The following is a 15952-nucleotide window of genomic DNA, read 5'->3' as shown; positions in this document are numbered from 1 at the left end:
GTCGAGGAACTCGCGCTTGCGCGTTCTCTTGGTCTTGCGTTCAAATCCAGTGGTGCTCAGGCTCATCTGCTTCATGCTGTCACTGTCTCACATTCAGGGCTGCATGCGGAGGTTTTGCAGACCATCCTTAAACAGCTTCTCGGCACTTCGTGCCGCCACACGTTCAGCTTGAAGGCTATCCACGGAGTCGTTCAGGCGTTGTTGGAGATGTATGGAACTGGTTTGCTCACTTTGCAGTGTGCGCTTTAGCACGAGTACTTCCTCACGGACCGTAGCAAGGTCAAATGCCATGTGCTCCAACTCCAACTTCGCCACAGCGAGCGCTTCCTTTGCAGCAGTTTGTGCCTGTGCTGCTGCTTCGCGCGCTGCTACCTCCATCCCCAGGAGCTTATCGGCTGCGGCTCTGGCAATGCTCTCAGCCTGCAACTTGGACGTCAGGTCCTTAACCATGGAGGTTTTGTTCGCCAACCTGGCTGTCAAACCGTTGAGTTCGCTGGCCTGCGTTTGCAGTTGGTTCGCATAAATCTTTTTGGCCGACTCTCGCGCCGCATGAAACCCCTTCTTTGCTGCAGTCATGAGCGAGTCAGAAAGCTCACTTTCCAAGGCAGCTTCGCGGTCTGTGTTGACTTCTGTCACCAGCTTGCCAACAGAGGCGGTCATCCCGCCCATCTCCTTTCGTACCTCCTTAATACTTGGGTTGATGTCTCTGGCTTCCAGGCTATCCATGACCGCCTCAACCGCGTCCCGAGACTGGCTCGCACCAAGTTCGGCAAGGTCCGCGTTATTTGCGCTCTCAGTTGTCATCACATCTTCTCCCTTGAAGTCGCCGCCGACATGGCGAGCGTGCTACAGCGAAATGCGAAACGTCAGCGTTACGCGTTGCTAAAGCCGCTCGCTGCTGTCCCCACACGGCGCCGATTCTCAACACACTTGGCTTTTCATGGGGTCAATTTGGGAGGCTGTGCCCAGATAAAGTGGACATTGCGGTCAAATGCCTTAATAAGGCTATTGGCGATCAGCACTGACGGCGATCCCATTTCATTTGAATGCGGACTAATCCGCCATATCAGTCGTGCGGCGCGAGTCGCGAAGGCAGGTGTGCAGCGATGGCACCTTGGCCTTGTAGACAGATCCGCCGGAGCGTTCGTGCTGGACAATATCGCCTTCAGCTTGCTATGACGGCACATCTCCACCTTCCCTGGTGTGCGAGGATGACTGCCACATGGCGCACTACCAACGGCGACACCTATGCTTCGAGTCATCACCGCAAACTTGAACGGCATCCGTTCGGCTACATCAAAGGGCTTCCTCGACTGGCTGATCCAGCAGGACGCTGATTTCGTGTGCCTTCAGGAGCTGAAGGCCAAAGCACCAGATATGACGCCGGTGATGCTGGCCCCTGAGGGCTACACCGGCTACTTCCATTACGCCGAGAAGCCTGGCTACAGTGGCGTGGGAATTTATGCGAAGCAGCAGCCGAAAGAAGTGATCGAAGGTCTGGGCGTGCCTGAGATCGACGCCGAGGGTCGCTACATCGAACTTGTGTACGACGGCCTATCGGTGGTCTCCGTCTACCTGCCTTCCGGTTCGAGCGGAGCGCATCGGCAGGCCGCCAAGTTCGCGTTCATGGAACACTTTTTCCAGCATATGGCCGACCTGGCGCAGCGAGGCCGCGAGGTCGTCATTTGCGGTGACTGGAACATCGCGCACAAGGAAGCCGACCTCAAGAACTGGAAGGGCAACTTGAAGAACAGCGGCTTCCTGCCAGAAGAGCGCGGCTGGCTGACGCAGGTAATCGATGAGTTGCTTTGGGTTGATGTGTACCGTCGCTTGCACCCCGATACCACCGATGAGTGCTACACATGGTGGAGCAACCGAGGCCAAGCCTACGCCAAGAATGTTGGGTGGAGACTCGATTACCAATTGAGCTCGCCCGGCCTTGCTGCAGTCGCTCGGAGGTCGGCCATCTACAAGGAGCAGAAGTTCAGCGATCATGCGCCGTTGACCATAGATTACGACTTCAACCTCTGACCTGTATGCGTTCTGCGATTGCGTATGGCTGCGAGCCCGTCCAGCCCCAGTACTCGTGCAGCGTTGGTGTCTTGCCCTCGCAGCGGTACCCGTTGAATGGAGGCGCGGTCACTTTAGAGCCACTTTTCCGAGTGGGCTCACACGCTAACTCGTTGTCCGGCAACGATTGGCCGTATAAATCGAGATTTTGAAATGAATACGGCCAATGTTGGCTACGGTACTCACGCATTCTGGCGTCAAGCGGTCGTATGGAGTGAGTAGTCACGAGAGCTGCTGAAGTGTCCAAGCGGAATGCAGCCCTCATTGGCGCTCCACCACTGACCACCGTATTGCGGGGCCGTGACTGCAAGGAGCCGTTGCCCATTTCCTGTGAACACAGCTAGGCCCGCCGCCCAGACGGTCAACAAACAGGGCTTCAGATGTTCACCGGTCGCTGGCGAGGCTTATGTCATCCATGACGCAGATGTTTGCCATTTGCAGTAGCTGAAGTGCTCTTCGAATGTCAGCAGGATCCTTGAAGGGAAGCTCCTGCAGCAGCAGCCTGATTGACCGACCTTGCGCTTTGAGTTCCAGTGCCGACTTGAGGATTCGCAGCGTGCCGATGCCTTCAATGGTCACGCTCGCACCAAAAAGACCATAGAGCCTGGCGACGTCCTGAATGCCCAACTGAGTTCGAACCCACCGCACCTTGGGAACGAGAGATGCGATCTCGGCATCCAGGGCGATACGCCGCTGTTTGGCTGCCTGGGCGGCCCGCCCTTCGGCCACTATGCTCAAGCGTTGCTCCCGCCTCTGCTCCTTATTTCTGGCCCGCGCCTCGGCCTCATCGCGGCGAGCACGAGCCTCCTGTACGCCTGCGTGCGTTGCCATTGACTTCTCAAGATCGGCTGACATCTCCGGGAACAGGAGCCGCAGTAGCGGGTCAAGCTCGGTAGTCCGGACGAAGGTCGCTTCTCCGGATTCCAGTGACACCTTGATTCGATCTACTGTTACTTGATAGGTCTTCGATCGTGAACGAAGCTTGAAGTCGATGTAGGCCTTCAACGCATACATTGCCAGAACTGCCTTTGGGGCATTTCCCAACCAGCCAGGCTCAGCTACAGAACACGCAAGTCCGATCGCATGATCCGCATGCCGAGGATTGCGCGAGCACTCTCGGATTTTCCAAAGCAGATGGAGCAACCCGCTGATTGATTCGACGTTACTGCGTGAGCCACTGACTATGTCTCGCCGGACAAGGGCTCGCCAAAGCTCATCAATGTCCACGCTGACGGATCTAACAGCCGGCAGCTTCTCATTTCGCCAGATCGCACTCAAAGCCTTCAAATAGCCCTTTGCCAGAGCCTCGTCAGAGGCCTCCTGGTACCAAAGGGCAAGCTCGGCCTTGTCGCGAGCGAGTTGCTGCCTCAGAACCTCCTTCTCGTCCAGTTGCTGCTGGATTCTACGAGCGCGAGATTCCAAGCGCAGCTCTGCCTTCGAGATCTCGTTTGCCATGTCTGGCATGGCGATCCACTCCTTGACGGCTGCATCCGAGCAGACCATGTGCTCGATGACGTCAACTGGAACCGACCCTACTTTGGAAAACAGGTCTGCCCGGATTTGGATGCAAGGAATGCGGGTGCCAAGAATCTTTTGCTGCTTCGCTTCGTCCACGTAGTGGGTCACGGCCGCCTCAATCAACAGCTGAAAGGGTGGATCGTTACTGCCCAACTTACTGGCCCAACAAACGACATCCGGCACGATGTCACCCAACTTGCGCTCAAATGTCACCCGGTCGATCAGGAGGGTTTGCTCGGGGCGCTTGGCAACCTCGAAGTCAACCGTGCCATCTGGCATGGGCATGCTCCGCTGGATAGCAATCGCAGGCACCTTCAGTATCTTCCGACGCTCAATGGAGCGTTTGATCACCCAGTGAAGGATGGTCTCGCTGGCCATCTTCCCGGACAGGCCTTCTAGCCACTCTCGGGGAATGTCGCTGAGGTACCGCGCTTCCATTTGTGCGAAGTCCTCCTGAGCGAGCTCATTGAGCTGTTCGTCATCCCAATGACGCTCCCAAGACAAGGAACCCGGGAGCCGCAGGTGAGCCAAGATCTCCTCCGAAGTCCATCCAGCCACCTCTGGATTGGTGATGCCAGCAAAGGACAGCACCGAGCGGGATACCCCGTCAGCGTCCACAGAGTAATTGGTGCGGACAGTGACGATCAGTTCTCGACCGTCTGCCAAAAGCATGACGGCTGATTGGTCGTCGATCCAGCGCCGCTCGGCAACTTTCACCGTTGCTTCAGGTGACTCCATTTCTATCTCGATGGACTTGCCTGTGAGTAGCTGACGGGTAGCGGGGAGTGAGCGAGCCGGAAGAATAATCTCGTCTTGCTCGATGAAGAGTGCAAGGGCTATCAGCTTAGCAACAGCCGACTGGCACTTGCGGTCGGCGGCGCCATGGTCATGCTTGAAATGCCGGCGCTGAGCGCCAGGCTTCTTGAAATGGTCGGCAGGCTTGTCGACATTGATGGCTAGGAGCTTGTCGCCACAGGCGTAGCAAAGGCAACTGCATGCAGCCCCATTCTCTTTGGGGCTCAGCATGGAAACGTGCACAGCCTGACGGCCTGCATGGGCGCGCACTGCCCACGTTATGAGCGGCTCTTGGCGTTCGCAATTGACCTTCACGGGTGAAACCTCAACGAAAACCTCGAATGCTCAAAAATGACTTCGACGTGTGTGCCATTGGGCACGGCAGAAGTGTAGGGGCTCGCTCATCAGGGGGGATTGATGCGCCCCCCACTCAAGCGGTAACAGTTCGGGGAGCGACCGGACAGATGGAAAGGCCCCGCCGGCGCTGGAAACCCCTCTCCTCCAGCTTTCTTCCCTGGCCGGCAAATGCCATCGCACAGGACAGCCTCAGAAGAGCGCTGACAAGAGTTGCCGAACTTCCGTTTAGCAGCGGTTGCAGCCTTTCGCGCCGCGGACCGAATTGACGCTCAGGGCCATCAAGCGGTCGCTGGCCAGGGCGATTGGGGGGGGCGCGAATGTCACCTATCCGGGGCGCAGAGGCGGTTGGCGCCGATCCTGGCAGTCAGCGCCGCACTGATGACCGCTTATTTCTGGCGCGAAGCATCTCACTTCCAATCGGGCCTCGGTTTGAGCTTTGAACGTGTCCACTGGACGTAGGGCGATTCGCATTTGCCCCTTGGAGCAAGCGCATCTTTCTGCCTCATATGCCGTAAAGTGAGTGAGCCTTCGGATTCATGCCCGATACTTTCAATACCATATGGAAACCGGCGGACCACGGCATAGGCGGCGAATGTAGGTATTAACTGCGATTGCAGCATCTATCGATGAATCGCTTTTTGAACTGAGAAGGAAAGAATGAGCCAAGAAATCCATCCTAGTCGAGCCGACGAAGCCGATCCTCTTGCGCCACCTGAACGTGCACGCTCCAACTTTGTGCGCGGCATGGTGCAGTGCCGTGGCGGCTCACCATTCAATTCGGTGACGTGGTCCGAGCCGACTCCCAAGCGCATCGTGCAGTTCTGGAATGACCTTAGGCACTTGCCTGACGATGTAAAAGCCTGTATGGAATCGTGGAGACCTCTCGAAAGAATTGGATTCGAGTTGGAGGTATTCGATGAGGAGTCGGCAAGATCATTCATTCGAAACCGACTCGGACGCCGGCATGAGCTCGCCTTCGATAGGTGCTATCACCCGTCGATGATGTCAGACTACTTTCGTTACTCGTACGTGCTAGTAGAAGGGGGCTTCTACATTGATGCCGACGATGTCTATCACGGAACACCAATTGGCCACTTGTTCTCAGATGGACGACTGAAGCTCCAGCCGTTCTGCTACGACATCCCATCTTCTCAAATGGTAGCGCCGTCGACCTTTACTAAGCCAGGAGCCAATCAGCCGGGTTGGATCTTCTACTTCAACACGACGCCTTTGATCGCATCTCGCAATCATCCCATCGTCGAGAGAGCACTGTTGAACGCCACCTTATCCCTTGAGGCAGACTTACCGAGAGGACTGCCCGAAGTTCAGGCTTCAACTGGCCCCGGAAATCTCACCAGATCGGTTTTCGAGGTAATTAACGAAGGATGCTCGTCTGACTCGATTACGGTGGAGCATGATTGGGAACAGATATCCACTAGCCAGTGGCCGCTTAGCTACCGCAACGATTCGAGAAACTGGAGGCTTTCGAATCAAAAGGCGTATCGGGCACCCCAACATTTGGACGTTCTATGAATCTGACACGTCCGCCTCAGGTGGCGTTTCGTCTGGCATTTCGCCTTGTACACGGCATTCGCAAGATGCTTCCAAGGCAGACGTCGCATTCATTCGGAAATCGGCGAACTCCGGACGGTCAGACAATCGAAAAGATCTACGTAATCAACCTAGATCGCGAGCCCGGCCGCTGGTTGCGCATCAAGCAGGAACTCCGCCGCATCCGGGACAGACTCGGCAATGAGCTTCTAGACCATACCGAAAAGTACGCTGCTATCGATGCGAGGGACTTTCTGCAGGATCCCTCAATAGATGCAGACGTCGATCCCTATTACACGTTAGCGGATCAACTCTTCGTCGAGCCTCAACCGCAGACACTTCCAACGCGATTCGACCTTGATGCACGGATCCGGATGACCAGGGCCGAAGTGGCGGTTGCCAGATCACACATTGAGGTTTGGAGGCGAATCGCGCGTGGTGAGCAAACACACGCCCTCATCCTCGAGGACGATGTGTGGTTCCACCCCAGCTTCGCGCGCCATCTAGACCAAGCTTGGAAGGACGTCGTGGCCGAAAGCAATGAGGATGAAAGCGTCGACGTCATCTACGTGTCCTACGTAGAGGCTAGGCATGGTGCTCCAAAGACCTTCGTATCGAGCGCTGTGTTCCGACCGGTGCGGGGGCTATGGCACCTTTCAGGATACATACTTTCCAGGCAAGGCGCGCAAAGGCTTCTTCGTCTACTTCCTTGTCGTGGCCCGGTCGATCTTTGGATCAATCATCAGTTCAGCGTGTTAAACGTCCGAGCAACCAATCGGTCTCTTGTCCGGCAAAGGACGGATGCGGTCTCTACGAATTCGTATTCCATTCTTCCAACGCTTTCCACGATTGGCGCAATCAACAGCGAAGGCGCAGCCCTTTTTAGCGTTCGGCCAACTCATTTTCCGGTTTTTGCGTTCGGACCGGCGAATTCGGGCCAGTCATCCCTAGCGATTGCATTGTCCATGCTTGGATACCGATGCTGCAGTGATCTGGACTCGCTTCCGTCGTTCGAGTTGACGCGGCTCCTCGAGGGCAGTGTTGAACGGGTCTTCAATGCATATGTCAATGTGGGATGTCTGGAGTCGATGGTGGTGGAGCTTCGACGTCGCTATCCACAGGCGAAGTTCATTATGACAGCCGCCCTAGCCAACGGTGTGACACCAACAAGTTGGAGCGCTCCAACCGTCCTTGACGGTGCCGACGTTGTCGTGCTTGATACATGCAGCGCGAACGCTTGGCGAATTCTCTGTGAGCACCTTAAGTGTGCGCCGCCTTCCTGCTCATTTCCAAGGGTGAACGACTTGGGGCAACGACGTGTCGTCGAAGTAGATGTGCTGCCTGAGTTGGATCGAGGGCGCAAAGCTCCAAAGCGTGATCAGTCGCCGTGGGTCGTTGAATGCGGCCACAGTGGATGGCGAGGTGTGCAGGTCGCGCCACTGGCGCATGAGAGTGAGATCAAGTGGAGCGCCAACGACGAGCACTCGGGCCGCTTCGACCGGCTGCACTGGTCGGCAAGGAGCGATACCTTTACTGGCAATTTGGCATTGTTCCGCCCATCGAACGTCGAATTTGACAGCACTGAGGGCGTAACGATTCACGTCAGGAAGGAAGATTTTGGCGTCAGACAGTACAGCGCGGGTGCATTGACCAGCCACGACCGGTACCTCTTCGGCAGATTCGAAGCAACTTTCGAGGCTTCTAACGTGCCTGGGGTAGTCACCGGTTTCTTTCTACACCGTAACTCACCGCATCAGGAGATTGACATCGAAATTGCCGGCAATATGCCAACCCGACTCCTTGTCAACGTTTTCTACAATCCAGGCGGTGAAGGCGCTCCGTTCGACTATGGCTACCGCGGTGCTCCAAGCCATATCGAGTTGGGCTTCGATGCATCGAAAGGTTTGCATCGATACGCAATTGAGTGGACCCCTTGCGAGATCCGATGGCTCGTGGACGATCGCCTTGTCCATAGACGAGTGCTCTGGGATCCAACCCCGATTCCACATTTGCCAATGAAGCTTCATATCAACACCTGGCCCTGCAGATCCAAGCAGCTTGCAGGACGGCTCAACCCACGCCTACTTCCTGCCAGGACCTACGTTCAATCGATTCGCGTGACAGCAAACGGCTCACCTTTGATCGAGCGTCAAGCTGAAAACTGCTCAGCTCCGGATGAAGCGCTTTTTATCGGTGATATCGCATGAAGATCCTCTCCTATAACCCCGGCCATGATGGTGCATTTGCTTATCTGGAAGATGGCCGTTTGGTGTTCTCAGTCGAGGTCGAGAAGGGATCAAGGTACAGGCACTCACCACTGACTGTTCCAGATGTATTCGATGCCCTCGCCGAACTTCAGGACGTTCCGGACGTGATATGTAGAGGGGGATGGTGGCCAGGGGACTCACCGCAGAGTCAGCGAACGGTGGCCGGCTACTTTGGCAGTGATCGCAATCAAGTGGTAGTCAGTAGAAAGCGTATTCTGGGTAGGACCGTCGACTTCTTCTCCTCGTCTCACGAACGCTCTCACCTCCTTGGCGCATTTGGTATGTCCACCTTGCCGATGGGGTCTCCCTGCTATGCGCTACTTTGGGAAGGAGTCATCGGCGCTTTTTACGAGATCGACGCAGAGTTGAACGTGGCGAAGATCGGCAATGTCATGTCCGAGCCCGGACATCGCTACGCAATGCTTTACGCGTTAGCGGATCCGACTTTTGACAAAAGCTCTGCAGAATACTCCCGACTTTCTGACGCCGGAAAGTTGATGGCGCTCGCGTCCTTTTCGAAGAGAAGCCAGCCATCGGCAGAGGAGGAGCGGATCATTTCCTTTCTCCTGCAGGATTGTCAGCACCTCAAGCCTCAGCAATGTGAGGCCCTGAAAGGCTTGCGGCACTACAACGTGGGGCTAGACGATCAGGAGTTCCGAAACTTTGCAGGCATCTTCAGTGATCGATTGTTCGACCGCTTCCATAGATTCGCTGAAGCGAATCTGAAGCGAGGCATGCCATTGCTGATTGCGGGAGGCTGCGGACTCAATTGCGACTGGAACACGAAGTGGATGGAATCCGGTTTGTTTTCCGAAGTATTCGTTCCTCCGGTCGCAAATGATTCCGGCTCAGCAATTGGCACGGCCATCGACGCGCAATTCTATTTTACCGGTGATCCCAAGGTCACGTGGAATGTCTATTCTGGGTTGGACTTTTTAGCCGACGAAGTTGTTGATCCCGCTAACTTCGATGAGTGGGAACCGAACGTGGCGACCGTGGCAGAGATGTTGACCAGTGACTTAATCATCGGCTGGGCGAATGGCCGCTACGAGATCGGTCCGCGCGCGCTCGGAAACCGTTCCATCTTGGCTGCGCCATTCGCAGCCAGTACCAGAGAGCGTCTGAACGTTATAAAACAGCGAGAGCAATTCCGCCCAATCGCTCCCGTCTGCTTGGAGGAAGATGCCCGTAAGTGGTTTGGATGCAATCGTCCAAGTCCGTTCATGCTCTACACCCATCGGGCCTCCACTGATGCGCTCGCAGCAGTGACCCATGTGAATGGCACAGCGCGTCTTCAAACAGTTTCCTCGCTGACAAACCGTCCGCTGTTCGAATTACTTACGGCGTTCAAGTCGCTAACCGGTTATGGGGTCTTGTGCAATACATCTCTCAATTTCAATAGCAAGGGGTTCATCAATTCAACGTCTGACCTGTCGGCCTACACTCTGCAACATCACCTTGACGGATTTGTAGCCGAAGGGCGAATCTACATGCTCAAATCGTCTCTTGGATATCAGAAGTACTTAGGTGACAAAAAGCGACGCTTGGCAACGCGTTGACAGACTCGTTATAGCGCCACTTAGCCTATGCCGGAAGGCGTCACGTCCAAGATGCGCTCGTCCGCAGTGGCGTTCGTCAATATCGTCACTATCTCCCGTTTTCTCGGTTTGCGTCTGAAATCCACCTTCTCAGCAGAACAAGATGAACGTCAGCATTCGCCAACTCCGGACGCTTTCCGGCCGAGCATCAGCGGCTGCAACCAGCCTTAATCTGTCCTTATCTGGCGAGCGGCAGCGCTGCAGAGATAGCCGCCTGTCGCACTCTGGAACGCACCGCTAGAAATCTGACTTTCAACGTTCGACGCAAAGGGAAGATTGCGCCTTGGTGCAAGACAATGCAACAGACGGGTGGGTTAGGGAAGGTCTGAACAACTCGTTTGCGAGGCAACAGGCGGCGTGATCGCTTCGACAAATGAGCCGAATGCATCGCAGACCAGCCCCCATGACGCTGAAACGCACGTCAAAGGGTGCGCGACCCCCGCAAGAAACGCTGTTTCCTGGATTTTGGACGCACTCATGCCACGTCAGCCATCAGTTTGCCTCGCACCATCCATAGGTTGCTGAGCATGAACAAGGTCTTGAGCTGCGCGGTGTTCTTGGCCAATCCACGGTAGCGAACCTTCACATGGCCGAACTGCTTCTTGACCACCCGAAACGGATGCTCGACCTTGGCGCGAATGCTTGCCTTGACGCGCTCAATCTTGTCGGTGATGGCTTGCGCCGGATCGTTCAAATCCAGCGCTTTGCGTTTGCCTGGCTTCATGGCCACATGCCAGTTCACATCGGCCTTGGCCTCTGGTCGTTTCTGCACGCCTTGATAGCCCGCATCGCCAACGGCATCGTCTTCTTCACCGTGCAGCAGCTTGTGCGCCTGGGTCACATCATTGACGTTGGCCGCCGTGCCTTCGACGCTGTGCACCAGGCCAGAGTCGGCGTCTACACCGATGTGCGCCTTCATGCCGAAGTACCACTGGTTGCCCTTCTTGGTTTGATGCATCTCTGGATCACGCTTGCCTTCGGCGTTCTTGGTCGAGCTTGGCGCCGAGATCAACGTGGCATCCACCGCCGTGCCCGACTTCAGCAGCAGCCCCTTGTAGGCCAGCAAGTCGTTGACGACACGCAGCATGTCGGTGGCCAAGTCATGCTTCTCCAGCAGGTGCCGGAACCGCAGGATCGTGCTCTCATCAGGCAGCCGATCAAGCACGCCATCGAGCTTGGCAAACTCGCGGTACACCGGCATGTCATGCAGCGCTTCTTCCATCGCCGGATCACTCAGGCCGAACCATTGCTGCAGGTAATGGATGCGCAACATGGTCTCGATGGCAAAGGGCGGCCGGCCCGTCTTGGACTTGGGCCAATGCGGCTCGACCACGCCGACCAGCACACCCCACGGTACCACCTTGTTCATCTGCTCCAGGAACTCACGCTTGCGCGTCTTCTTGGTCGACAGGTTCAATCGCAGGCTGACTTGCTTCATGTCCTTGCGCCACGTATCAACTTGACGACATCATCATGCAAGACTCGCGCCTTGACGGCGGGTTTTGCAGACCTTCCCTAACGCCCAGGTTAACCGGCGCCGGAGCCGAAGGCGGAGGGCACCAACACTGGCCATGAAAATGGCGAAGCCATGGCCAGTGTTGGCGTCCGCGTTGAACCGACAGTTAGGCTGGGGCGCGTAGTGGAAGATGTGCATAGTGCTAGAACTACTGTTTTTGAATGGCTTTGGCCAAGTGGTGACAGTTGAGTTCGAAACCTTTGCTGAGGTAGACACGGTGAGCGGCATGCCGTGCGTAGCCGGTATCCAGATGCATTGCATCGCAGCCCTGGCCGGAGGCGTAACTTGTAAGCCAATCAAGAATTGCGCCTGCATGACCTTGACCTCTTAGATTTTGCAAAGTTGACAGGTCATCGATATAGAGTACACGCCCCCAGGCTAAGAAATCGCTTATGCGAAATCCGGCGGCACTGGCGATTAGGTCGCCGCTTCGTAATGCAGCAATTTGATATCCCTGCTGCTCTTGCCTGCGAACTCGTGGTAGGAACTCTTGTCGAGTGAGATTCGGGCGGAGTACCGAGAAAACATCGAAGCAAGATTCGATCTCAGCGTCAGTTTTCGGGAGGAAGATGTCGTGCATGTTCAAATTGGTGCTCAAATTTTTGAGCGCAACAGAATGAGCCTAACGTTCGAGGTAAGCGGGCGACGGCGGCAGGACGCCAGGCCCGAGCTGGCGACAATGTACCGTGTACCGCCAGCTCGGGCCTGGTGGCCTGCCGGCGGCGCTCCGCTTGACCGAGGGGTTAGGCCTCACTCGGATCCGCTGCGGCTTGCCTGTGTTTCTTTTCTACGCTTTCCGGCAGGAGGACCACCGCGCTGAGAGCGCCGGGTGTACAGCGCCCAAACCGCGAAGACCATGACGCCCACCAGAGCAAAGCACGTTGCGAAGTATGTGACCGGGCTCGTGGTGCGTTGGATGACGAAGACTCTGCGGCCGGAGCCCATAGATACTGCATCAGTTGCGAACGCTTGAAATAGCAGATACCCGCAAGCGACAACGGCGATCACCATCAGCAGCGGCGTGGCTTTGTCCATGACTCGGAGCAGAAGCGGCACTTTTGGCATGGGGTTCAGGGATTCTGGGGCAGGTCATCGGCGACTCGCTGCGCTGATTGTGATGGGCAGCATTCGCATGTGACGAGTACGTCTGAGAGAGTTTCTGTTGTGGGGCCTAACGCTCAAGTTCAGCGGCGCCCATAAGGCATTGCCGAAGCGAAGGAACGGGTCAGCGTCCGCTGGAACGCCCAGTTAGGCCGGTGCACGAAGCAGAGGGGAAGAACCTTGCCCTGACGTTCAGACCTTTGCATGAAGCCAACCCTTGATGTTTGATTTGCTGTGATTCTGCCTGACGCTGTTGAGCATTCCCACCACTGATTCGGGCGCTGGCCGCCGACGGACGGACAGCCCACTTGGCGATGGCATGTGGCACTTTGGCGCCGCGCAATGACGCGCAGGCTGCCGGAGGACAGACAGCCAGATTGAGCATTGGCAGTGCTCAAGCCGGTAACCCTCTGATTTGCGACTCAAGCATCTCGTTTGCTGTAAGCCAATGGAGTTCCATCTCCGAACGGATCAAGTCTCTCTTTGGCGCGAAGAAGTAGCATTTCAACCGCATGTAAAGGAACTTGCTCCACAAACAAGCTAACGCCAACTGTGTGATCCGCGTCGCAACGAAATACTTCCGCGACAACTTGCCCCTGCCCATCGAGAAGCTCCACCCCAAGACCGTCGCGAATAACGTCCGAAGCAACTTGGGTGGACCATGGTGCTGATGAAGTGGGCATAGAAGCTGTACAGAGTTTGGAAAGGCCTAACGCCCCAGTTAACCGGCAGCAACGTGCGCAGCACGTTGATGTCCGGTTGAACGCCGAGTTAGGCAGGCGACAGATGCAATGGCAGTTGAGCTACTCACAGTGCCGTGCATGCATTTTGATATTTGGCTAAGAGCAATTGCCATGTTGACTGTATAAAACATAGCCGATTAGTACGGAGTTGCTCGCATATCCGCACGTTTGAAGCTGCCTCCGCCGTGATAAGTGTCGGCGTGAAGCAAGAAGATTGTTTTGCATGAAGGACACTCAAAGTAGTACTGCAAGATGTCCTCCCAGTTGCCAGAATCATCCAACGCTTCCCATTGCGTTGCTGTGAACTTTGACGTTCTTGGTGGCCAATAGGTGCTTTGGATGAGCGTCCCTGATGCGACTAGCTCTTTGCAGTAGCGAATTGCCTCAGTTAGCTTTGATGGGCTTGGGATCGAGAACTGCTTGATCGTTGCGCATGTTTCACAAGTCATTCGCATTGCACCTATGGATTTTATGGGGGGCCTAACGCCCAAGTTAACTGGCAGCAACGTGCGCAGCACGTTGATGTCCAGTTGAACGCCGAGTTAGGCTGGTGGCAGATGCCAAAGTGTGTGGCCTGCATACGGGAGTTGTTCACTGGGCATGTGAAGGAACTCGCGCGTTTTGACTAGAAAATGCACTCTGCTGTTCCCGAGCAGATGATTCGCAAGGAACCGCCGGCAACGAACTCGATGTGTACCTCTGTAGTGGTTGTTGAATCGGTAGCGCAGTGCGTGACAAACGTTCTGTCGTAGCTTGGGAGTGGCTTCACTTCAATTGATCCGATTATATTGAGGCGGTCAATCTTGAATTCACTTACCTCGTAGACGGAGTGGAAGGCAATGCCCTTTGGCAGCTCGGAAAGCTGCTTGTTCCACACATCGTCCAGATCGAGTGCCAGATGGACCGAACCGTTTCCAAGTGCCGTGAGTGAGACAAGGCTGGAATCATGCAGCTCCACTTCCTTGAGGATGTCTACGATGTACTTCAAGTGGACTCCAATGGGCTGTGCAAGAGAGGCCTAACGAATTAGTTAACTGGCGCCGGAGCCCCGCAGGGGCGCAGGGTACCAACAGCGGCCAATAAAATGCCGAAGGCATGGCCGCTGTTGGCGTCCACGTTGAACGCCCAGTTAGGTTTTGCACCTGTGGCACGGCCTTGAAACACACGACAGATGAAGTTGAGGTGAGGGCGGGCCACGGTGAATTTTTGCTGCTGCTGCCAGAATTCCAGAGAGTGTGACAGACAAACCGACCTGGTTGAAGCACCCAAACCGGTGATAGTAGATTGAGACAAGACGCTGCACCCGGTGAACGAACTGCTTGCCAGTAAAACGCCAAACTTCAAGATGCGAACAACTGCTTGAGTGAGCACGGAAGCGGCGTTGGCGAACATCAGTGTTCTCGCGTGGTAGTGGCGATGCATAACGCGCAAACCTTGCTATGCAAAGAAAACAACCTTGGCACGACAAATGATTCCCGCGTGCTGGATGTATGAACTTGCACCGATGGTGACATTTGCCAGAGCCTTTGCACCGAGTTACCTGAGCGTATTTTTAAACGGGACCTAACGCCCCAGTTAACTGGCAGCAACGTGCGCAGCACGTTGATGTCCAGTTGAACGCCGAGTTAGGCGCGGCGCAGATGCCAAAGCGCATGAGAACACGCCAGAATGCCGATGGATATTGATAATGCGGCCTTGCATGAATGAGATCAATTTTTGGCGGTTGGCGACAATGATTTGGCTAATCATTAAACTGAAAAAAGAGATGAAATAATCTATCCCAGGGGTGGGACCCTTCGCTTCTGTATAGAGGTTTAAACCAAGCCGGGGCGCTTTGTTTAAAGTATGCGGGGTTGGCTATTTGGTAAGGAGTCTGCTGAAGCGCGCTCAACAGGTTGTTTCTAGTTGGTCCTGGCTTAAGTTCTTCAATGGATAAAAGCTCCGAAAGATCAAGTCCGCCATAGCCCCGTGAACTCCATGATCCATCTGGCCGGAGGGTTTCGCTCCAAGTGCTCCTGCCCATCGCTGCAATGGGTGAAAAATGATGAAAGTAGAGCAGAAGTGAAGGGTGGCGTGTGTAAGCCTGCCCATCAGCCTGTTGACGTCGGAACACTTCGGCAGGCGCGTACACAAAGATTGCTTCGAAGTTGTTGTAAGTGGTTAACTGGTCGAGCGCACGAAGATCTGGGCTTTGATTGATTGAGTCTACGAAGCGTCGTATTGCCTGAAGGCAGTCCGGTTCATCAAAGGAATCGACGGGCTCCCATTCAGCGAGCTTGCGAAGTGCTTCTTCGTTGTACATAAAGGCCTAACGTCGCAAATCACCGGCGGCAAAAAGCAGAGCAAAGCGGCGCTTTTTACCGTCCGAGTGCATTTGCTTTGTTATACCTTATTCACCGAATTTTACTGGCTCTGACTCATTGGTTCTGATGACAA

Annotated in this window: 12 protein-coding genes; 4 read left to right on the top strand and 8 right to left on the bottom strand. The window is 55.3% G+C overall.

Features of this window, described 5'->3' with window-relative positions:
- Positions 1-93 precede the first annotated feature (93 nt).
- A complete protein-coding gene (locus RBT42_RS15865; RefSeq protein ID WP_320366883.1) occupies positions 94-804 on the bottom strand; it encodes a DNA-binding protein in 711 nt (236 codons plus the stop codon).
- Positions 805-1248: 444 nt separating this feature from the next.
- Between RBT42_RS15865 and RBT42_RS15860 the strand changes: the two genes are divergently transcribed.
- Positions 1249-2031 (top strand): exodeoxyribonuclease III, encoded by a 783-nt coding sequence (locus tag RBT42_RS15860; protein ID WP_320366880.1) that lies wholly within the window; start codon positions 1249-1251, stop codon positions 2029-2031.
- Between the two features lie 423 nt (positions 2032-2454).
- On the opposite strand, the gene RBT42_RS15855 is transcribed toward RBT42_RS15860, so the two are convergent.
- Positions 2455-4614, bottom strand: coding sequence for a hypothetical protein (locus tag RBT42_RS15855; RefSeq protein ID WP_320366878.1), 2160 nt, complete (start codon positions 4612-4614; stop codon positions 2455-2457).
- Positions 4615-5397: 783 nt separating this feature from the next.
- Here RBT42_RS15855 and RBT42_RS15850 point away from each other — a divergent pair.
- From RBT42_RS15850 to RBT42_RS15840, 3 genes are read left to right on the top strand one after another with little or no spacing between them, the layout of a single operon-like run.
- The gene (locus tag RBT42_RS15850; RefSeq protein WP_320366876.1) at positions 5398-6273 is read left to right on the top strand and encodes a glycosyltransferase family 32 protein; all 876 of its coding nucleotides are present in this window, start codon (positions 5398-5400) and stop codon (positions 6271-6273) included.
- Complete coding sequence (locus tag RBT42_RS15845) at positions 6270-8498, top strand: family 16 glycosylhydrolase (RefSeq protein WP_320366874.1); 2229 nt, start codon at positions 6270-6272, stop codon at positions 8496-8498. The genes RBT42_RS15850 and RBT42_RS15845 overlap by 4 nt, the downstream gene beginning before the upstream one ends.
- Positions 8495-10117, top strand: coding sequence for a carbamoyltransferase C-terminal domain-containing protein (locus RBT42_RS15840; protein WP_320366872.1), 1623 nt, complete (start codon positions 8495-8497; stop codon positions 10115-10117). Before RBT42_RS15845 ends, RBT42_RS15840 begins: the two co-directional genes overlap by 4 nt.
- Positions 10118-10631: 514 nt before the next feature.
- Here the strand turns inward: RBT42_RS15840 and RBT42_RS15835 are convergent.
- The 6 genes from RBT42_RS15835 to RBT42_RS15810 form a co-directional block, all read right to left on the bottom strand.
- Positions 10632-11594 carry an IS5 family transposase gene (locus tag RBT42_RS15835; RefSeq protein ID WP_320366870.1) on the bottom strand — a complete coding sequence of 321 codons (963 nt, stop codon included), beginning with the start codon at positions 11592-11594 and terminating at the stop codon, positions 10632-10634.
- A gap of 226 nt (positions 11595-11820) precedes the next feature.
- Positions 11821-12252 carry a GNAT family N-acetyltransferase gene (locus RBT42_RS15830; RefSeq protein ID WP_320366868.1) on the bottom strand — a complete coding sequence of 144 codons (432 nt, stop codon included), beginning with the start codon at positions 12250-12252 and terminating at the stop codon, positions 11821-11823.
- A gap of 170 nt (positions 12253-12422) precedes the next feature.
- The gene (locus tag RBT42_RS15825) at positions 12423-12707 is read right to left on the bottom strand and encodes a hypothetical protein (RefSeq protein ID WP_320366866.1); all 285 of its coding nucleotides are present in this window, start codon (positions 12705-12707) and stop codon (positions 12423-12425) included.
- A gap of 1434 nt (positions 12708-14141) precedes the next feature.
- Positions 14142-14504: a hypothetical protein gene (locus RBT42_RS15820; protein WP_320366864.1), complete on the bottom strand. Its 363-nt coding sequence runs from the start codon at positions 14502-14504 to the stop codon at positions 14142-14144.
- 38 nt (positions 14505-14542) lie between these two features.
- Positions 14543-14908 (bottom strand): hypothetical protein, encoded by a 366-nt coding sequence (locus tag RBT42_RS15815; protein ID WP_320366862.1) that lies wholly within the window; start codon positions 14906-14908, stop codon positions 14543-14545.
- A gap of 349 nt (positions 14909-15257) precedes the next feature.
- The gene (locus tag RBT42_RS15810) at positions 15258-15818 is read right to left on the bottom strand and encodes a hypothetical protein (RefSeq protein ID WP_320366860.1); all 561 of its coding nucleotides are present in this window, start codon (positions 15816-15818) and stop codon (positions 15258-15260) included.
- Positions 15819-15952 lie beyond the last annotated feature (134 nt).

Origin of the sequence: Aquabacterium sp. (assembly GCF_034003525.1) — a bacterium.
GTDB lineage: Bacteria > Pseudomonadota > Gammaproteobacteria > Burkholderiales > Burkholderiaceae_C > Aquabacterium.
Note: the sequence above shows the minus strand (reverse complement) of the source record. Positions and strands in the feature narration are given on the sequence as shown.